Annotated in this window: 17 protein-coding genes; 5 read left to right on the top strand and 12 right to left on the bottom strand. The window is 63.7% G+C overall.

What is annotated here, in order from left to right:
* Positions 1 to 6: 6 nt before the first annotated feature.
* Complete coding sequence (gene glgP, locus F8G81_RS04400; protein ID WP_267277802.1) at positions 7 to 2,625, top strand: alpha-glucan family phosphorylase; 2,619 nt, start codon at positions 7 to 9, stop codon at positions 2,623 to 2,625.
* 88 nt (positions 2,626 to 2,713) lie between these two features.
* Here the strand turns inward: glgP and F8G81_RS04395 are convergent, their stop codons facing one another.
* Both F8G81_RS04395 and glgX read right to left on the bottom strand, forming a co-directional pair.
* Positions 2,714 to 3,070, bottom strand: coding sequence for a barstar family protein (locus F8G81_RS04395; RefSeq protein WP_267277801.1), 357 nt, complete (start codon positions 3,068 to 3,070; stop codon positions 2,714 to 2,716).
* Between the two features lie 28 nt (positions 3,071 to 3,098).
* On the bottom strand, positions 3,099 to 5,213 hold the full coding sequence (gene glgX, locus F8G81_RS04390) for a glycogen debranching protein GlgX (RefSeq protein WP_267277800.1): 2,115 nt from the start codon (positions 5,211 to 5,213) through the stop codon (positions 3,099 to 3,101).
* A gap of 129 nt (positions 5,214 to 5,342) precedes the next feature.
* On the opposite strand from glgX, the gene F8G81_RS04385 reads away from it, so the two are divergent.
* The gene (locus tag F8G81_RS04385) at positions 5,343 to 6,152 is read left to right on the top strand and encodes a carbon-nitrogen hydrolase family protein (RefSeq protein WP_267277799.1); all 810 of its coding nucleotides are present in this window, start codon (positions 5,343 to 5,345) and stop codon (positions 6,150 to 6,152) included.
* 171 nt (positions 6,153 to 6,323) lie between these two features.
* Here the strand turns inward: F8G81_RS04385 and rlmB are convergent, their stop codons facing one another.
* From rlmB to F8G81_RS04360, 5 genes are all read right to left on the bottom strand, one after another.
* Positions 6,324 to 7,313, bottom strand: coding sequence for a 23S rRNA (guanosine(2251)-2'-O)-methyltransferase RlmB (rlmB, locus tag F8G81_RS04380; protein ID WP_267277798.1), 990 nt, complete (start codon positions 7,311 to 7,313; stop codon positions 6,324 to 6,326).
* 69 nt (positions 7,314 to 7,382) lie between these two features.
* Positions 7,383 to 8,849 carry a cysteine--tRNA ligase gene (cysS, locus tag F8G81_RS04375; RefSeq protein WP_267277797.1) on the bottom strand — a complete coding sequence of 489 codons (1,467 nt, stop codon included), beginning with the start codon at positions 8,847 to 8,849 and terminating at the stop codon, positions 7,383 to 7,385.
* 76 nt (positions 8,850 to 8,925) lie between these two features.
* A complete protein-coding gene (gene ispF / locus F8G81_RS04370) occupies positions 8,926 to 9,408 on the bottom strand; it encodes a 2-C-methyl-D-erythritol 2,4-cyclodiphosphate synthase (RefSeq protein ID WP_267279120.1) in 483 nt (160 codons plus the stop codon).
* Positions 9,409 to 9,425: 17 nt separating this feature from the next.
* Positions 9,426 to 10,208 carry a 2-C-methyl-D-erythritol 4-phosphate cytidylyltransferase gene (ispD, locus tag F8G81_RS04365; protein ID WP_267277796.1) on the bottom strand — a complete coding sequence of 261 codons (783 nt, stop codon included), beginning with the start codon at positions 10,206 to 10,208 and terminating at the stop codon, positions 9,426 to 9,428.
* A gap of 111 nt (positions 10,209 to 10,319) precedes the next feature.
* Positions 10,320 to 10,802, bottom strand: coding sequence for a CarD family transcriptional regulator (locus tag F8G81_RS04360; RefSeq protein ID WP_026266570.1), 483 nt, complete (start codon positions 10,800 to 10,802; stop codon positions 10,320 to 10,322).
* A 257-nt stretch (positions 10,803 to 11,059) separates the two neighbouring features.
* Here F8G81_RS04360 and F8G81_RS04355 point away from each other — a divergent pair, with 257 nt between their 5' ends.
* On the top strand, positions 11,060 to 11,620 hold the full coding sequence (locus tag F8G81_RS04355) for a hypothetical protein (RefSeq protein ID WP_267277795.1): 561 nt from the start codon (positions 11,060 to 11,062) through the stop codon (positions 11,618 to 11,620).
* 102 nt (positions 11,621 to 11,722) lie between these two features.
* Here F8G81_RS04355 and F8G81_RS04350 read toward each other — a convergent pair whose 3' ends face one another.
* Both F8G81_RS04350 and F8G81_RS04345 read right to left on the bottom strand, forming a co-directional pair.
* The gene (locus F8G81_RS04350) at positions 11,723 to 12,403 is read right to left on the bottom strand and encodes a response regulator transcription factor (protein WP_267277794.1); all 681 of its coding nucleotides are present in this window, start codon (positions 12,401 to 12,403) and stop codon (positions 11,723 to 11,725) included.
* Positions 12,400 to 13,710 (bottom strand): sensor histidine kinase, encoded by a 1,311-nt coding sequence (locus F8G81_RS04345; protein WP_267279119.1) that lies wholly within the window; start codon positions 13,708 to 13,710, stop codon positions 12,400 to 12,402. Before F8G81_RS04345 ends, F8G81_RS04350 begins: the two co-directional genes overlap by 4 nt.
* A gap of 200 nt (positions 13,711 to 13,910) precedes the next feature.
* On the opposite strand from F8G81_RS04345, the gene phoU reads away from it, so the two are divergent.
* Positions 13,911 to 14,573, top strand: coding sequence for a phosphate signaling complex protein PhoU (gene phoU / locus F8G81_RS04340; RefSeq protein ID WP_267277793.1), 663 nt, complete (start codon positions 13,911 to 13,913; stop codon positions 14,571 to 14,573).
* 142 nt (positions 14,574 to 14,715) lie between these two features.
* Here phoU and F8G81_RS04335 read toward each other — a convergent pair whose 3' ends face one another.
* On the bottom strand, positions 14,716 to 15,462 hold the full coding sequence (locus F8G81_RS04335; protein ID WP_267277792.1) for a phosphoglyceromutase: 747 nt from the start codon (positions 15,460 to 15,462) through the stop codon (positions 14,716 to 14,718).
* Between the two features lie 131 nt (positions 15,463 to 15,593).
* Here F8G81_RS04335 and F8G81_RS04330 point away from each other — a divergent pair, with 131 nt between their 5' ends.
* Complete coding sequence (locus F8G81_RS04330; protein ID WP_267277791.1) at positions 15,594 to 16,439, top strand: class I SAM-dependent methyltransferase; 846 nt, start codon at positions 15,594 to 15,596, stop codon at positions 16,437 to 16,439.
* Between the two features lie 6 nt (positions 16,440 to 16,445).
* On the opposite strand, the gene F8G81_RS04325 is transcribed toward F8G81_RS04330, so the two are convergent.
* Positions 16,446 to 16,796 carry a DUF2516 family protein gene (locus tag F8G81_RS04325; RefSeq protein ID WP_267277790.1) on the bottom strand — a complete coding sequence of 117 codons (351 nt, stop codon included), beginning with the start codon at positions 16,794 to 16,796 and terminating at the stop codon, positions 16,446 to 16,448.
* A gap of 9 nt (positions 16,797 to 16,805) precedes the next feature.
* Positions 16,806 to 17,996: a trans-sulfuration enzyme family protein gene (locus tag F8G81_RS04320; RefSeq protein ID WP_267277789.1), complete on the bottom strand. Its 1,191-nt coding sequence runs from the start codon at positions 17,994 to 17,996 to the stop codon at positions 16,806 to 16,808.
* Positions 17,997 to 18,006 lie beyond the last annotated feature (10 nt).

Genomic DNA, 18,006 nt, shown 5'->3' with positions numbered 1-18,006 from the left:
GCGCAGGTGAAGGCAATCCGCAGATTTACCGTTCGAACTGTTCTCCCTGAACCGATCAGGCCACTGGCCCGGTTGGCCACCAATCTCCGCTGGTCCTGGCACCGGCCAACCCGCGAGCTTTTCGCCGGATTGAACGCCCGGGTCTGGGAGGAAAGCGGGCAGGATCCGGTGAGCTTCCTCGGGCTGGTGAGCCGCGAGGAGTTCCAAAGCCTCGCAGCAGACCAGGCGGTGGTGGACCGGATCCGGGCTGCCGAGGCGGACCTTGACAGGTACCTTGAGGAGCCCCGCTGGTATCAGACGCTGGGTGAGGACGCTCCGTCTTCCATTGCCTATTTCTCGCCGGAGTTCGGTATCACCGAGGTACTCCCGCAGTACTCCGGCGGCCTGGGCATCCTCGCCGGTGACCACCTGAAAGCCGCTTCCGACCTCGGCGTGCCGCTGGTTGGTGTTGGCCTGCTTTACCAGGCCGGTTACTTCAAGCAGTCGCTGTCACGGGACGCCTGGCAGCAGGAGACGTACCCCGTGCTGGACCCGGACGGCCTGCCGCTGACGCTGCTCCGCGAACCGTCAAGCGACGGCAACGGCCGACCCCTCCAGATTTCTCTGCCGCTGCCCAACGGGCGCCGGCTGCTGGCGCATATCTGGCGTGCCGACGTCGGGCGTGTCCCGCTGCTGCTTTTGGACTCCAATGTTCCGGGCAACGACGACGCCGCCCGCGGCATCACCGACCGCCTCTACGGTGGCGGCGGGGACCACCGGCTGCAGCAGGAGCTGCTTCTGGGAATGGGCGGGGTGAAGGCGCTCCGCCTCTACCAGCGGCTCACAGGACGCGCCGCGCCGGAAGTCTTCCACACCAACGAGGGCCACGCCGGCTTCCTGGGGATCGAACGCATCCAGGAGCTGATGTCCGGCGAGCAGGCGCTCAGCTTCGACGAGGCGCTTGCTGCGGGCAGGGCCTCCACAGTTTTCACCACGCACACGCCGGTGCCGGCGGGCATTGACCGGTTCGAGGTGTCCCAGATCCACCACTTCTTCCAGGCCGGGCTGGCGCCCGCGGTGCCCGTGGACAGGATACTGGAGCTGGGCCGGGAGAACTATGCGGACGGAAACCCGTCTGTCTTTAACATGGCGGTGATGGGTCTCCGGCTGGCCCAGCGCGCCAACGGCGTGGCCAAGCTGCACGGTGAAGTGTCTCGGGGCATGTTCTCGGCCCTCTGGCCGGGCTTTGACCACTCCGAGGTGCCCATCACGTCGGTCACCAACGGCGTGCACGTTCCCACGTGGGTGGACGGACGTATTTCCAAGCTCGCCAGGGAGCAATTCGGCAGCGAAGCCGAAGCCATGGGCCGCTGGGACCTTGCTTATAACGTGAGCGACGCCGATGTGTGGGCTTTGCGCCGTGAAATGCGGACAGCCCTCGTTGAGGACGTGCGCCGCCGTCTCCGTGCCGCCTGGAAGAAACGCGGTGCCGCGGACGCCGAGCTCGGCTGGACAGACAGCGTGCTGGACCCCGACATCCTGACCATCGGTTTTGCCCGCCGGGTTCCGACGTACAAGCGCCTCACCCTGATGTTGCGCGAGCCCGCACGGCTTAAGGCACTCCTGCTGCACAAGGAACATCCCATCCAGCTGGTGATTGCCGGCAAGTCCCACCCTGCAGATGATGCGGGCAAGAAAATGATCCAGGACCTGGTCCTCTTCGCGGATGATCCCGAAGTCCGGCACCGGATCGCCTTCCTGCCCAACTACGACATCGCCATGGCGAGGACTCTTTTCCCCGGCTGCGACGTCTGGCTGAACAACCCGCTGCGTCCGCTGGAAGCCTGCGGAACGTCAGGCATGAAGGCTGCCATTAACGGTTCGCTGAACCTTTCTGTCCTGGACGGCTGGTGGGACGAGATGTACGACGGCGAGAACGGCTGGGCGATCCCCACCGCCAACAATGACGCGTCCCCCGAGGAACGGGACGATATTGAGGCAGCGGCCCTTTATGAGCTGCTGGAATCCGAGGTGGCCCCGCGCTTCTACGGGAGCACAGTTTCCGAAGAAGCGGGCGCTGCCGGGCCCTCCACGTCGGAGATGGAAAAGGTTCCCACGCACTGGGTTTCGATGATCAAGCACACCCTCTCGCACCTGGGCCCTGCTGTTTCGGCCGAGCGGATGCTGCACGACTACGTCAACATCCTGTACCGTCCGGCGGCGGACGCAGGCCGCAGGGCGGTGGCGGATTCCTACGCCCAGTCACGCACCCTGGCCGCCTGGATCGGAAAGGTGCGGTCCGCGTGGCCGCTGCTCCACGTTGAGCATGTGGACTCCGTCGGTGTATCCGAGGATCCGCAGATCGGTGACACGCTGCAGGTCAACGCCTACGTGGCACTTCACAGCCTGACGCCGGACGACGTCGCGGTTGAAGTTGCCTACGGCCGCGCCGAGGAAAGCGACACCCTGACGGACATCACCGTGATGGAACTCAAGCCGCAGGAAGACCTCGGAAACGGACGTCACCTTTTCACCGGTTCCCTGGTGATAGACCGTTCCGGTTCCTTTGGCTACACGGTGCGGGTCCTCCCCCGGCATGAGGCCCTGGCTTCGAAGGCCGAGCTCGGGCTGATCGTCAACGCCTAAGCTCTGCTTGTCTGAAGTCTGTTTGCCTTGAAGCCAGGTCCTGCCAAAGCAGGACCGGGCTTCATGCTTGCCTAAACAGGTTTGCGGCCTAGAGCAGGACCGCGGTTACGGCGAGCTGATCGCCGGCGTAGCTTTCAGCGTCCTGGAGAATCTCGCAGATAATGCCGAAGGACCTGTCGCCGCGAAACGGCGCGGCGACCTGCCAGAGGACAGTCACGGCCGGATGCCCGTTTTCCGTGATGCTGTCTGCGAAGTCGTGCAGGGAATCGTTGAGGGCGTCCAGATCCACGCCGTAGTGTTCGGGGAAGTCCAGGACCTCCCCGAACACCTCCAGGACTGCTTTCTTGTGGTCTGCCGGCGGGACAACCAGGCTGCGGCGCCCGGCGTCTGCGACCATCTCCTGCAGCTCTTCGATGGACCAGGTGTCTGCGGAGTAGATCTTCATCGGTGTCAGGTGCCTTCTGCCTTGGATCTTAAGTGCGGTAGATGTTAATGGAGTTGGCCTGGACGAGGTCTGATTCCCCGGAGGCCACGCGACTGCCCTGGCGGAGCTCGTGCAGCGGTGAGGTGGTCAGCCTGAGCTCAAACATCCGCCGCGGCGATCCGTCGTCGTTCGTGAGTTGCGGCAGGGTGATTTTGACGTCGGTGTTTCCTCCGTTGACCACCGCCAGTCCGGCAAGGGTGCCGTCGTCGGACCCGAGCAGGAGCTGCATGACCCGGCGGTGCGGATCGTTCCAGTGCTCCATGGACATCGGCGCGCCCGACTCGTCGAACCAGTAGAGGTAGGACTGTTCGTCGCGGACCGGAAAGTCGTGTGGCTGGTTGGCCATAAAATCCTTCCGGAGCCGGATGAACCTTTTGGTACTGCGCAGCATTTCATGCGATTCCGGCGTGCGGGTCCAGTCCAGCCACGTAATGGGGTTGTCCTGGCAGTAGGCGTTGTTGTTACCTTGCTGGGTCCGGGCAAGTTCGTCGCCCGCAGTGATCATGGGTACGCCCAGGGAAATCATCAGGGAGACCATCAGGTTCCGGCGCGACTGGGCGCGCTCCGCCAGGATGGCCTCGTCCTCGGTGCGGCCTTCGAACCCATGGTTGTAGCTGCGGTTGTCGCCGTGGCCGTCCCGGTTCTGCTCGCCGTTTGCTTCATTGTGCTTGCGGTCGTAGGACACCAGGTCGCTCATGGTGAAACCGTCGTGCGCGGTGACCAGGTTGACCGAAGCCAGGCGGGAACGGCCTGATCCTTCAAAGAGTCCTGCCGAGCCCGAAAGCGCGTCCGCCAGCCGGGACACGGACCCGCCCTGGCCTCCGGCCTCAATGGCAGCGCGGTCCGCGAGCCAGAACGAGCGCACGGCATCCCGGAAGTGATCATTCCAGTCCACCCAGCCACCGGGGAAGCGTCCTGTCTGCCACCCCCCGTAACCAACATCCCAGGGCTCAGCAATGAGCTTCACATCGGACAGGATGGGGTCGGCGGCGATGGCCACCAGGAAAGGGTGCCGCGGATCGAACTCGTTGACCGCGTTACGGCACAGGGTCACAGCGAGATCGAAACGGAAGCCGTCAATATGGAACTCATCCACCCAGTACCTGAGGGAATCCAGGACAAGCTGCACCACGCGCGGTTCCCCGAAGTTCAGGCTGTTGCCGCAGCCCGTGGTGTCGATGTACCTGCCGTGGCCGTCAGTGCGGTAATACTTGTCTTCGCCGAGCCCGCGGAAGCTGAGCGTCTTGCCGTCGGGGCCGCCCTCCGCGGTGTGGTTGTAGACGACGTCGAGGATCACTTCCAGTCCGGCCGCATGAAGCAGCTTGACCATGCCCTTGAATTCGTCCTGGATGGCCTGTGGTCCGGCTTCCTGCGCGGCGCGGGTGGCATAGCCGGGATGGGGGGCAAAGAAAGCGGCGGTGTTGTAGCCCCAGTAGTTGGTCATACCGAGGTTCTGCAGGTGAGGCTCATCCAGATGAAAGTGCACGGGGAGCAGCTGGACGGACGTGATGCCCAGGCTGGTGAGGTGTTCGATGATCGCCGGATGAGCCATGCCGGCGTATGTGCCCCGCAGTTCTTCAGGGACGTCGGGATGCAACATGCTCTGCCCGCGGACATGGGCTTCGTAAATGATGGTGTTGCGCCAGTGCACGCGGGGCCGCTGATCGTTGCCCCAGTCGAAGTGGTTGGCCATCCTGACATTGGTCAGGAATCCCTCGCGCTCGTCCACGGCGCGCCCGTAGGGATCGAGCAGGAGCGGCTGGCCGCCGTCGTCATCCAGGTCCAGGGTGGGCACGGAAAGCGGCAGCGACGCCTCCTTGGAGGTGGCCCGGAAACCGTAACGCGATCCGTACGGAAAGTCCTCAACGATCCCGTGGTGCACGCCGTGGGTGACGTTCGGAAGCGTTTTCAGCTGCCATTCGCCACCGGGTGCCTTGTACGCGATCTCGAGGTTTTCCACACCCGGCGCATAGACCGCCACGTTCGCCCGGGACTGCGAATGGTGCTCCCCACCGGAGGAACCCGGGCGCGGAACAGTCACACCTAAAGGAAGCGCGGCGGAGGCGTCCATGGTGGAAGCAGTATCAAAGAGCGGCATGACCATCACCTAAATATTAGCCGCCGCGCGCAAATCGCCGGTTTTCCCTGCTGGTTGTGAAGCTGTGCTTCTGCCGCCCACGGCATCACCCGGCGGCATTGCATACTGGATGGACGAGTCTTATGGGAGGTAGTTATGCGGGTTGCACTTGCCCAGATCATCACTGGCCGGGAGCTTGGCAAAAACCTGGCTCTTGTGGAGGAGTACGCCCACAAGGCCAAGGCCGGCGGAGCGGAAATGGTGGTGTTCCCCGAGGCCACCATGCGGGCCTTCGGCAACTCCTTGCTGGATATCGCCGAACCGGTGGACGGGCCCTGGGCGAGTCAGGTGCGGGGCATCGCCGAATCGCTCGGCCTGGTAATTGTGGCGGGGATGTTCACACCGGGCTCGCCCTCAGGCAGCGGCCGCGGAAAGGTGCGCAATACCCTCCTGGCCACCGGACCGGGCGTGGACGCCAGCTACGACAAAGTCCACCTCTTTGACGCGTTTGGCTTTCTTGAATCGGACACCGTGGAGCCCGGAACAGGCCCCGTAACCTTCGACGCCGGTGGCCTCACCTTTGGCCTGGCCACCTGTTACGACATCCGCTTTCCGGCTTTGTTCACCGCCAACGCCGAGCGGGGTGCCGAAGTCAACATCCTCTGCGCCTCCTGGGGGTCCGGTCCCGGCAAGGTGGAGCAATGGCAGCTGCTCTCCCGGGCGCGTGCACTGGATTCCACCACCTATGTCCTGGCCTCCGGACAGGGCGACCCCGCAGTACAGGGCATCGAGACCAAGGGCAGCGCACCCACCGGGGTGGGGCACTCCGCCGTCGTCTCCCCGTTCGGCGAGGTCCTGGCCGAGCTCGACGGCGCCCCGGACCTGCTCTTCGCGGACCTCGACGCCGCGGTGGTCAAGGAAGCCCGCCAAAAGCTCCCAGTCCTGGCCAACCGCAGGGAGTTCTAGGTCGGGGACTGCTCAAGACAAACCAACGCTCCCCCACCGAAGTGAGGAAGCGTTGCTGCAGTTTTACCCGCCAAAGGTGAGGGAGCATTCGAGCCGGAGCCCGCGTTTTGCGTAGGAGCGCAGCAGCCGGCAAAAGTCCGGCCGCGCGCTCCCCTACATGGTGGCTCTCCCCTACTTGGTGGCGCGCTGCCTTGAAACTTCGTAGAGCGAGATCCCCACGGCCATGGACGCGTTCAGGGATTCCATGGCGGAATCGATCGGGATCGAAACGATCTGGTCGCAGTTTTCGCGGACCAGGCGGCTCAGGCCCTTGCCCTCGGATCCGACCACAATGCAGACAGGCTCAGTGGCGAGGGTCAGGTCCGGCAGGGAGACGTCGCCGTCACCGTCCAGTCCCAGGACAAAGATGCCCATGTTCTTGAACTGCTTCAGGGCGCTGTTCAGGTTGGCTGCCCGGGCCACCGGGACACGGACGGCCGCGCCGGCGCTGGTCTTCCAGGCAGAAGCCGTGACGCCCACGGAGCGTCGCTCCGGAACAATTACGCCGTGGCCACTGAAAGCTGAGACAGAGCGGATGATGGCGCCGAGGTTGCGTGGATCGGTGATGCCGTCCAGGGCAACGAACAGCGGGGCGTTGGCAACGTGGCCCTTCTTCCACCGTTCCACTGTTTCCACGGCAAGATCGTAGGCATCCTGGTACTCGTACGGCGGAATCTGAAGCACGAGGCCCTGGTGGACGGCGTCGTCGGTCATCCGGTCCAGCTCCGGCTTGCCCGTTTCAAGAAGCGGAATGCCCCGCTCGGCCGCTATCTTGAGGGATTCCTTGACGCGGTCATCCATTTCGATCCGGATGGCAATGTGGAGGGCCTTCGCCGGAATCCCCGCCCGCAGGGCTTCAACCACCGAGTTACGGCCGGTGACAACTTCCTCCGTGGCGCGCCCCTTGGGTCCGGAGCGGGCAGCACCGGCACTTCGGGCGCCTGTTCCACGCTTGGCAGCTGACCTCTCAGCCAACTGCTTGCTCTTGTGCGCTTTGTGGTACGGGCGGTCTTCCGCCTTGGGCGTGGGGCCCTTGCCCTCCAGGGACTTGCGGCCATGGCCACCGGTTCCGATGGTAGGCCCCTTCTTTGCTTTGACCGACCGGCGACCGTTGTTGGCCATGAGAGTTCCACCCTTGATTGTTTGACTGAGTCTGCATACCAGTCTACTGAAATAAGTTAAATCGCCGGTTCAGTCGCGCTGCAGGCTCCAGGTGGCACCGTCAGGGCCATCTTCGACGACGACTCCGGCAGCCTTAAGCGCGTCGCGGATGGCATCTGAAGCAGCCCAGTCCTTGTTGGCACGCGCCTGGGCGCGGGCAGCGAGCTGACCATCGACCAGGACCTGCAGCGCCGCCTGTTCCTTTCCGTCCCCTGCGCTTGGCTGGGTGGCGGCATTCAGACCCAGGACCTGCGTCATGAGGATGACCACGTGCCTGGCGTTCCGTGCAGCCTCATCGTCCCCGGCGGCCAGTGCCGTGTTTCCGGCACGGACCGTGTCATGGAGCGCACCCAGTGCCCGCGGAACATTCAGGTCATCATCCATCGCGGCCGTAAAGGCATCCATGGTCGCTTTGGATTCACCAAAGGCTCCGGCCACAAAACCGAAGCCCGAGCCGAAGCGTTCCCTGGCCTTGTTCAGGAATCCGTCGATGCGGTCAACGGCCGCCGCCGCTTCCTGCAGCGACGTTGGCCTGTAGTCCAGCACGGACCGGTAGTGTGCCTGGCCGAGGTAGTACCGGACAACGCGTGAGGGAGCGAGCTCCAGCATTTCAGCAGGGCTGACGGTGTTCCCAATGGACTTGGACATCTTTTCGCCCTGATAAGTCACCATGCCGTTGTGCATCCAGAAGTTGGCGAAGCCGTGGCCCGCTGCCTGGGACTGTGCCATCTCGTTTTCGTGGTGCGGGAAACGCAGGTCAAGGCCGCCGCCATGGATATCAAACTCGGTGCCGAGGTACTTGGTCACCATGGCGGAGCACTCCAGGTGCCAGCCGGGGCGTCCGGTGCCCCAGGGTGAAGCCCAACTGGCGGTGAGCGGTTCCCCCTCCTTGTAGCCCTTCCACAGCGCGAAGTCCCGGGGATCCTTCTTGCCCCGCGGGTCAGCATCCGGCGCGCCCTGCATATCGTCGATGTTCTGCCGGGTGAGGGACCCGTATTTGCTCCAGGACCTGACGTCGAAGTAGACGTCTCCGGAGCCGTCCAGGGCCGGGTAGGCGTGGCCTCTTTCGATCAACTGCTGGATGAGGGCATGCATCTCGGGGATGTGGCCGGTGGCGCGGGGCTCGTAGGTGGGCCGGGAAACACCCAGGGTGTCGTAGGCCTTAAGGAATTCCTGCTCGTAGCGGTAGGCAAGTGCCCACCACTCTTCCTCACGGACCGCTCCGGGCTCCGGCCGGAAATCAGCGGCAAAGGACTCGGCCGACTTGGCCAGGATCTTGTCATCAATGTCGGTAACGTTCCGTACCACGGTGACCCGGTATCCACGGAACTGAAGCCAGCGGGTCAGCTGGTCAAAGGCGATGGCCGACCTGATGTGGCCCACGTGCGGCATGCCCTGAACTGTGGCACCGCAGTAGTACAGGCTCGCCTTGCCCGGGACGAGGGGGACGAAGTCACGGACTTCGGCGGATGCAGTGTCGTAAAATCGCAGGGTCACCGCTCCAGATTAGCCGAAAGGGCGCAGGCCGCTCCGTTCCCGGGAGCATTCACCGGGCCAAGGCCCCTATCTCCCGCTACTTCGGATACACCAGGGCAGTGGCGACGGCGGAAATGCCCTCCCCGCGTCCCGCGAATCCCAGGCCGTCGCTGGTGGTGGCCGTAACGCTGACGGGGGCGCCGGCTGCTTCGCTGAGCACTTCCTGCGATTCCTGCCTGCGGGGTCCGAACTTTGGCCGGTTGGCTACGAACTGAACGGCAATGTTGCCGATCTCAAAGCCGGCGCCCCGGACAATTCTTGCCGCCTCAGCGAGAAGGGTTACCCCTGAGGCGCCGGCAAACTCAGGCCGGTCTGTGCCGAAGTGGGTTCCCAGGTCGCCGCTGCCCGCGGCGGAAAAAAGCGCGTCCGCTGCAGCATGGGCCACCGGATCGCCGTCGGAGTGTCCGGCCAGGCCGCGCTCACCCTCCCAGAGGAGTCCGCCGAGCCAAAGCGGGCGCGGCTCCTCGGCCGAAGAGTAGGCGTGAACGTCCAGGCCGATGCCGGTGCGCGGAAGGATCATTCTGTCTGCAGCCACGATTAGCCTTCCACCCAGCGGACCCCGAGCGGGCCTTCCAGCAGCCCTTCGGCAATGATCAGGTCCAAGGGTGTGGTGATCTTGAGCGACTGGGTGGAGCCATGGACGGCATGGACAGGGACGCCGAGAAGTTCCACCAGCATGGCATCATCCGTGACAGCTGCAGCCTGTTCGTCCGCAAGGTTCATCGCCGCTTCGTGGGCTTTGACGAGGGTGGGGAGGTGGAATCCCTGGGGGGTCTGGACTGCCCGCAGGCTCTCCCGCGGAGCCGTGCCGGTGACTATCTCCGGCGCGATTCTGCCGCCTTCACCCGTAGTGGGCGCCACTGTCTTGACGGTGTCCACGACCGGGACCGCGGGGATGACGGCAAGGGCGCCGGCGGCCAGCGAGTCAACCACACGGTGAAATACATACTCAGGCGTCAGTGCCCGGGCGGCATCGTGGACGAGTACTGCCTCTGTGCCCGTTTCCACAGCCGCAAGCGCGGAGCGGACGGAGTCTGACCTGCTGGCTCCGCCATCAACCACCGTCAGGACTGGGCCGCCGTCGACAAGCTCCAGACGGAAATCGTCCACGAGCTGCTTCAGCGCGTCATGGCCCGCAGGCAGCGCGATGCACACCTGGCTTGCCACCCCCGAGGCCACCACACCGCGCAGGGCATGGAGCAGGATGGGTTCGTCGCCGAGCGGGACGGCGGCCTTGGGCATGCCGTAACCCAGCCGTTCGCCGGAACCGGCGGCCACGACGATGACGGCGGTGACGGGGCGGTGCGGTTCGCTACTCATGCGCTCTAGCCTACGTCCCAGGAACTGCCACGGACCCTACCGGCCCGGCAGCGCCAGGTTTTGGGCAAAAAGAAACCCCGGAGGCGCTTTCGCACCCCCGGGGGTCAATTCTTAGGAAGCCAGGACCTCGTCGAGAACGCTTGCAGCCTTCTCTTCGTCGGTCTTTTCAGCCAGCGCCAATTCTGAAATCAGAATCTGCCGGGCCTTGGCCAGCATTCGCTTCTCACCTGCGGAAAGGCCCCGATCGTGATCACGGCGCCAAAGGTCACGAACGACCTCTGCTACCTTGATGACGTCACCGGAAGCAAGCTTCTCCAGATTTGCCTTGTATCTGCGTGACCAGTTGGTGGGCTCTTCAGTGAACTCAGCCCGCAGCACGTCAAATACGTGCTCCAAGCCTTCCTTGCCCACTACGTCACGAACCCCAACAAGGTCAACGTTCTCTGCTGGAACTTCAATGGTCAGATCACCCTGAGCCACCTTGAGCTTGAGATACATTTTCTCTTCGCCCTTGACAGTGCGCATCTTGATTTCTTCAATTTTTGCTGCACCGTGGTGAGGGTAAACTACTGTCTCGCCGACCTCAAATACCATGTGGACATTCCCCTTTCCCGCAGACCAGTTTATCACGATTCAGGCATACGACTGGCCCGGAACAGGCCCCCGAACCGCATGAATACGCGGAAAACGGGCAGAATCAACCCCTTCAACCCCCTTGACGGATGCAGATAATAGTGCATCGAGGGGCGGCTGCCAAGGGCAATATGACCAGGCCGAATCCTCGTTTCAGCCGGTTTGCGGATAGGCTATGGGCTGAATAATGTTCCAAGACTCTATGAGGAGTACGTGACGTGCGTTTCACTGCGACGAACCGGGCCCAGCGCGGCAAACTGGCACTGACGGCAGCTGCCCTTGGCCTCGGCCTGGTGACCGTGACTGGCTGCGGCTACATCACCCCCCAGCAGACTTCGCACCAATACTCCGCGTCGGATGGCATCCGCGCGGACCTGGGCCCCCTGCAACTGCGCAACGTGCTGATTGTCTCGGCAGGAGAAGACAAGCCCGGACGTCTCATCGGCGCCGTCTACAACTCCTCCTCCAAAGACGTAAAACTTACCGTCAAGGGTGCGGAAGGCTCGCAGACACAGGTGTCCGTGAAGGCCAACGACTACACCCTGCTGAACAATTCCACTGACGAAGCCCTCCTGAGCACCACCGGTGGCATTCCGGGCTCCCTCGTGGACGTCCAAATCAGCGAAGACGGAACCAATGTGAATGAGACGGTCAAGGTGCCCGTCCTGGACGCGACGCTTGCCGAGTACAAGGAGTACCTGCCGGCCGGAAGCGAACCGACGGGAACAGCGTCACCGTCACCGTCGCCGTCGGCCTCTTCCGCAGCCGCAGCCCACTAAGGGCAGGGCTAGCAACGCCGGCAGCCCAGGCCGCACCGCTAAATGTTAAAGGAGGGGCTCCACGGAGCCCCTCCTTTGACATTGCCGCAAGACAGCGAAAGCTTACGGCTCAAACTTGTAGCCGAGGCCCCGAACCGTCACCAGGAACCGGGGCAGGGACGGGTCAGGCTCGATCTTGCTCCGCAGCCTTTTGACGTGGACGTCCAGGGTCTTGGTATCGCCCACATAGTCCGAGCCCCAGACCCGGTCGATCAGCTGGCCCCGCGTGAGTACACGGCCGGAGTTGCGAAGAAGCATTTCCAGCAGCTCAAATTCCTTCAGCGGCAGGAGAACCTGCTCCCCGCCAACACTGACGACGTGCCGCTCGATGTCCATCCGGACGGGTCCGGCCTGGACCGTGGAGGAGATCAGTTCCTCGGGCTCGCCCTGCCGGCGCAGCACGGCCCGGACCCGTGCCACCAGTTCGCGGGAAGAATACGGCTTGGTGACGTAGTCATCGGCGCCGAGCTCCAGGCCCACGACCTTGTCGATCTCCGAGTCCTTGGCGGTCAGCATGATGACCGGGACGCTGGAGCGCTGCCTCAGCTGGCGGCATACCTCTGTGCCTGACAGGCCCGGAAGCTGCAGGTCCAGGAGCACGAGGTCTGCACCGTTGCGGTCGAATTCGGTGATGGCGTCCAAGCCGTTGTCCACCACTTCCACCTCGAAACCTTCCTTGCCCAGCAAGTAGGACAACGGGTCGCTGAAGGACTCCTCGTCTTCGACAATCAAAATCCTGCTCAAGCGCTGGCTCCTTGTTCGTTGACATTGCGTTCGTTGGCGTTCAGTTCGCCGGCCTTTTGTTCCCGGATACTGCGGCCGGATGCAGCGGGTTCCTTGGCGTCTCTTTCCTTGGCGCCGGATTCCTTTGCACTGTGTTCCTTGCCCCGCTCCGTTGCACCGCGGTCATCCACCAGTGGCGCCTGCGGTTCTTCGCTCTCCATCTCCGGAAGCCTGAGGGTGAAGGTGGAGCCCTGGCCGGGCTTGGACCACACCGTCACCTCGCCCCCGTGGTTGGAGGCAACGTGCTTGACGATGCTCAGGCCCAGCCCCGTGCCGCCGGTGTGCCGCGACCGGGCGGCGTCCACACGGTAGAAACGCTCGAACACCCGCTCTTGGTCCTCCTGCGTGAGCCCAAGCCCCTGGTCAGTGACTGAGATGGCAATCAGCCCGTCCTTGGCGCGGACACCGATGCCCACCCTGGTGTTCTCCGGAGAGTACCGGATGGCGTTGTCTATCAGGTTCCGCAGGGCGGTAACCAGCAAATCCTGGTCACCATAAACCATGCCCTCGGCCCGTCCGCCAACCACTATCTCAATATTCTTGCTTTCAGCGGGAAGCTGGGAGCGGTCCACGGCTTCGGTGATCACGGCGTTGACGTCCACCGGCCGGCCCTGCTGGGAAACACTGGCACCCTGCAGGCGGGAGAGCTCAATGATGTCCTGGACGAGCGCAGCCAACCGGCCGGATTCCTTATGCATGCGCTTGGCAAACCGCCGGACTGCTTCCTCGTCGTCTGCGGAGGACTCCAGGGCCTCGGCGAGCAGGGAGATGGCGCCTACGGGTGTCTTGAGTTCATGGGAAACGTTCGCCACGAAATCATTGCGGATCTCCTCCGTGCGGGTGATCTCCGTGCGGTCATCGGCCAGCAGTACGATGTATTCCTCACCGAGCATGGCAGCGCGCACCTGCACGATGATGGTGCCCTGACCGAGCGGCCCGCGGGGAAGCTCCAACTTCTTTTCCAGGATGACGCCGTCGCGGCGCACACCTGCTGTCATTTCCAGCAGCTGTTCATGGACCACAGTGTGGCCGCGGACCAGGCCGTAGGCGTACGCTGCGGGACTGGCACGGACCACGCCGTCCACCGCATCCACCACAACGAAAGCCCTGCCGACGACCGCGAGCACCTCGGCAGCACCCGCCGGCAACGCGAGTTCATCGACGTTAATGTCCACGAGTTGGCGCTGTTTTTCGCTGACCCTGAACGCGAGCACGCCGAAAGTGCCGAACGACAGGCCGATGAGGCCGGCGATGACACCAATGAGCATAGGATCCACAGCTCCAGCTTATGCTCTGGAAAATGTCCGTCCGGTGCGTCCAGCGCCATTGTCCCGACGGTTCAGCTAACGTTCATCTTCTAATGCCTAACCGTTTACCGGGCGCTGGCAGAGTTGTACGTTGGAGTGCCGAACGGCGACATGAAGTCCTGCTGCCAGGCCGGCAGGGGTTCCAAAGAAAGGACGCCTACGTGCGTAAGGTTTTTCAGGAAGAGCTGACCCAGGTGGGTGAGCAGCTGGTGGAGATTTCGCGGCTGGTCAGCGAAGCGATCGGCAAGGCCTCAACGTCCTTCCAGGTGGCTGACGTGGACCTTGCCCAGGATGTCATTGCCGCGGACGCCCGGATCGATTTCCTGCAGAACAGCCTGGATGAGCGCGCCATCGACATCCTCGCGCTGCAGGGACCGGTTGCCAGTGACCTCCGCATGATTGTTGGATCATTGCGCATGAGCGCCTCCCTGGAGCGTATGGGTGACCTCGCCCGGCACATCGCCCAGCTGGCGCGCCTCCGCTTTCCGTCCAATGTGATCCCGGCATCCATGACGGAGACCTTTAAGAGTTTCGCGGAACTGGACCAGCTGATCGCAGACAAACTGACGATTCTCTTGGAGACCCGGGACCTTGAAGTGGCCCGCGACATCCTGAAGGCGAAAAGTGCTATCAATGATCTCCACTTGAGCGTCTTCCAGGCGATCGCCCACAGTGACTGGCAGGAGTCCCCGGCCACCACCGTTGACGTGGCGCTGGCCAGCCGCTATTTCGAGCGCTTCGCCGACCACGGTGTTTCCGTCGCCCAAAAAGTCACGTACCTCGTGACGGGTGCCTGGCAGCCGAACGGCACCGAGTACAGCTAACCCCTTGGAATTTTTGTCCAGATACGGCGACCAAAACGCCCTTTAGGTCGCTATATCTGGACAAAAACTCCAGTACGACGACGGACGGTCACCCGGAATTCCCGGGTGACCGTCCGTCGTCGTCCGTTAATGAATGAAACGCCTACTTCTTGCCCTGGTTGGCCACGGCGAGGATGGCGTCTGCCGCTGCTTCCGGATCAAGGTAGGTGCCGCCGCGGTTGATCGGCTGGAAGTCCTCGTCCAGGTCGTAAACCAGCGGGATGCCGGTGGGGATGTTCAGACTGGCGATGGCTTCGTCGCTGATGCCGTCGAGGTGCTTGACCAGGGCGCGCAGCGAGTTGCCGTGTGCCGTGACCAGGACGGTCTTGCCCGCCCGAAGGTCTGCCTTGATGTCCGATTCCCAATACGGCAGGAGGCGGACCAGGACGTCCTTCAGGCACTCCGTGCGCGGGAGGGCGTCGCCGAGGTCGGCGTAGCGCGGATCGTGTGCCTGCGAGAACTCGCTGTTGTCGTCCAGGGGCGGCGGCGGGGTGTCGTAGGAACGGCGCCACTCCATAAACTGATCCTCGCCGTACTCGGCCAGGGTCTGGGCCTTGTCCTTACCCTGCAGCGCACCATAGTGGCGTTCGTTCAGGCGCCAGTCGCGCTTGACGGGAATCCAGCCGCGGTCAGCCTTGTCCAGGGAGATGTTGGCAGTGTTGATGGCCCGCTTCAGGAGCGAGGTGTAAAGGATGTCGGGGAGTACATCATGCTCGACCAGAAGCTCACCGCCGCGCGCCGCCTCCTCGCGGCCCTGGTCGTTGAGGTCAACATCCACCCAGCCGGTGAACAGGTTCTTGGCGTTCCATTCGCTGTGGCCGTGGCGCAGCAGAATCAGCTTGTAAGTCATGATTTTCATCCTAGCGGAGGCGCAATGAAGCCCGCCCAGCGTTACACCGCGGGGTCACGTAGCCGACGCATCGGCAGCCTGCAGCGCCGCGCGCATCCAAGTGCGGCAGCGGCCAAGGATAAGGTTGGGCGGTGGTTCAAAAAGCTGAACGGGTGGCAGGCCCGCACGTCTCCGGCAGGAGCAGGCCCGGGAAGCCGGTCGGAAATGTCACCCGCGGCACCACCAGCCCCAACCGGATGAGGCGCCTGGACCGCTGGCTGACTGGTCCGCAGGCATGGCGGCTGAGGACCGCTAACGATCCGCTGGTGGTGGACCTGGGCTACGGCGCCACGCCGGCCACCGCCGTCGAACTCTTCCAGCGGCTGGCTGCCGTGCGTCCGGACGTCCGTGTCTGCGGGATCGAGATCGAACCCGAACGGGTCAGGGTGGCGAAAGCCCTGGAGAGGCCCGGCCTCGCATTTATGGTGGGCGGCTTCGAACTGCCGGTGCCCGGCAATCCCGTCCTGGTCCGTGCGTTTAACGTGTTGCGGCAGTACGAGGAAGCGGATGTCGGAGCTATCTGGCGCCTGGTCCAGGGCCGGCTCTCCGCCGGCGGGCTGTTCATTGACGGCACCTGTGACGAAATCGGGCGGCGGGTGGCGTGGATTGCCCTTGATGCTCAGGGCCCGCTGTCGCTGAGCATCTCGATGCGGTTCGGCAGCTTTGTGCTGCCCTCCGAGATTGCCGAAAGGCTCCCCAAGGCACTGATCCACCGCAATGTCCCCGGCGAGCGGATCCACGCCCTGATGCAGGCTATGGACCGTGCGTGGCTGGAATCTGCGCCACTGGCCTCGTTCGGGAACCGTCAGCGGTGGCAGGGGATGTGCAAGGCACTGCTCGAGGCCGGGTGGCCGGTTCAGGACGGTCCCGCGCGTTGGCGGCTGGGGGAACTCACGGTGGGCTGGGAAGCGGTGGCCCCGCCGGCCCAGGAGGCCTGAGGCCTCCTACCAGGGCCCGTAGGGTCCGGTGTTGCGGCTTCCGCCGCGGCCGGCATCCTTCACGGCAGGCCTGACATCGGCGAGGTACACGCACGCTGCAACTACCGCTGCCAGCCCAAAGAGGCCGAGGGTTCCGAAAATGCCGCCGCTGCCCAGAAGGGACAGCGCCCCCACGGCCGTGGCTCCGCCGGTGAGTGCAAGCCAAAAAGTCTTTGTCCTTTTGCCGGTGGCTTCAAAAGCGTTGGCCTTGTGCCGGACACAGTCAAACAGGGCCCACAGCTCAAGTCCCAGTGCCACCAGGGCAAGGATAAAAAACACTGCCTGCTCAACAGGCCGAATAATCATTTCACCGTCCACCATCCAAGCCTAGCCGCCCAGCGAGTCCAGTGCCTGTTTCAGATCGGCCCAGAGGTCCTCAACATTTTCAATTCCGACGCTGAGCCTCACCAGGTTCTCCGGCACGGAGAGCGGTTCGGCGGTGTGCCGGCGCCGCCGTTCAATGAGGGATTCCACTCCGCCAAGGGAGGTGGCGGGCAGCCACAGCTGCAGGGCGCGGACCAGCTTGTCTGCGGCGTCGGCCCCGCTGACGCTTCCCACGGGGGCGATCTGGACGCAAATTATTGAGCCGAAGCCGGTCATTTGTGTTTTGGCACGTCCGTGGCCGGGGTCGGTGGAAAGCCCCGGGAAGCGGATGCTTTCAATCCGCGAATGCGTGCTGAGCCGTTCCGCCAGCACAGCCGCCGACGCCTGCGACCGTTCAATGCGAAGCGCCAGGGTTCTCAGGCCCCGCAAAGCGAGCCATGCTTCGAAGGGCCCGGCAATGCCGCCGTGGATGATCCGGTGATGCAGCAACGCGTTTCGGATATCCGGATTCGAGGTCACCAGGGCGCCAAGGACAACATCGGAGTGGCCAGCCAGATATTTGGTCACCGAGTGGAGCACGACGTCGGAACCCAGTCCCAGGGGCTGCTGCACCAGCGGGGTTGAAAAGGTGTTATCCGCGACAACGATGGCACCGGCCTGATGGGCTGCCTGGGTAAGTTCGCGGATGTCGGCAATGCCAAGCATGGGATTGGTGGGGCTTTCGATCCAGAGCATGCTGGCCGGCCGGGCTTGAGGGCCTTGGGGGGCCAGCAGTTCCTTCACAGCGTCGGTATCCGCGATGTCCACGGTCCGGAGCTCCAGGAAGCCCTTCTGTGCCAGCTCCGTAGCCATCACCAGGGACCCCGAGTAGCTGTGCGAGGGCATGACCAGCACACCCCCGGCCGGAATAAGCGACAGCGCGGAGCTGACCGCTGCCAGCCCGGACGCATACAGGAGCCCCGGCAGTTGGGAACCCTCCAGCTGTCCCAAGGCTTCCTCGAAAGGGTCCCAAGTGGGGTTGGAGTACCTGCCATAGCCGCGGTCCCCATCAGACAGGGGGCCGCTGCCGAAGTAGGTGGAGGACAGCACAATGGGAGGGTTAACCGGTTCATCCCGCTCCCGCGGCGGCCGGCCGGCTGCAACAACCACCGTCTCGGCCGAGAGGGACGCTGAGTGCTGTTGTGAAAGGCTCATGCAGAAAGCG

Origin of the sequence: Arthrobacter sp. CDRTa11 (assembly GCF_026427775.1) — a bacterium.
Lineage (GTDB): Bacteria > Actinomycetota > Actinomycetes > Actinomycetales > Micrococcaceae > Arthrobacter.
Note: the sequence above shows the minus strand (reverse complement) of the source record. Positions and strands in the feature narration are given on the sequence as shown.

What these genes read in the sequence shown, in the direction of transcription:
- rlmB (WP_267277798.1), bottom strand. Translation starts at nt 7,313, where the DNA reads ATGGCCAACAACGGTCGCCGGTCGGTCAAAGCAAAGAAGGGGCCTACC.
- F8G81_RS04320 (WP_267277789.1), bottom strand. Translation starts at nt 17,996, where the DNA reads ATGAGCCTTTCACAACAGCACTCAGCGTCCCTCTCGGCCGAGACGGTG.
- F8G81_RS04385 (WP_267277799.1), top strand. Translation starts at nt 5,343, where the DNA reads ATGCGGGTTGCACTTGCCCAGATCATCACTGGCCGGGAGCTTGGCAAA.
- F8G81_RS04335 (WP_267277792.1), bottom strand. Translation starts at nt 15,462, where the DNA reads ATGACTTACAAGCTGATTCTGCTGCGCCACGGCCACAGCGAATGGAAC.
- glgX (WP_267277800.1), bottom strand. Translation starts at nt 5,213, where the DNA reads ATGGTCATGCCGCTCTTTGATACTGCTTCCACCATGGACGCCTCCGCC.
- ispD (WP_267277796.1), bottom strand. Translation starts at nt 10,208, where the DNA reads ATGAGTAGCGAACCGCACCGCCCCGTCACCGCCGTCATCGTCGTGGCC.
- F8G81_RS04395 (WP_267277801.1), bottom strand. Translation starts at nt 3,070, where the DNA reads ATGAAGATCTACTCCGCAGACACCTGGTCCATCGAAGAGCTGCAGGAG.
- ispF (WP_267279120.1), bottom strand. Translation starts at nt 9,408, where the DNA reads ATGATCCTTCCGCGCACCGGCATCGGCCTGGACGTTCACGCCTACTCT.
- F8G81_RS04345 (WP_267279119.1), bottom strand. Translation starts at nt 13,710, where the DNA reads ATGCTCATTGGTGTCATCGCCGGCCTCATCGGCCTGTCGTTCGGCACT.
- F8G81_RS04360 (WP_026266570.1), bottom strand. Translation starts at nt 10,802, where the DNA reads ATGGTATTTGAGGTCGGCGAGACAGTAGTTTACCCTCACCACGGTGCA.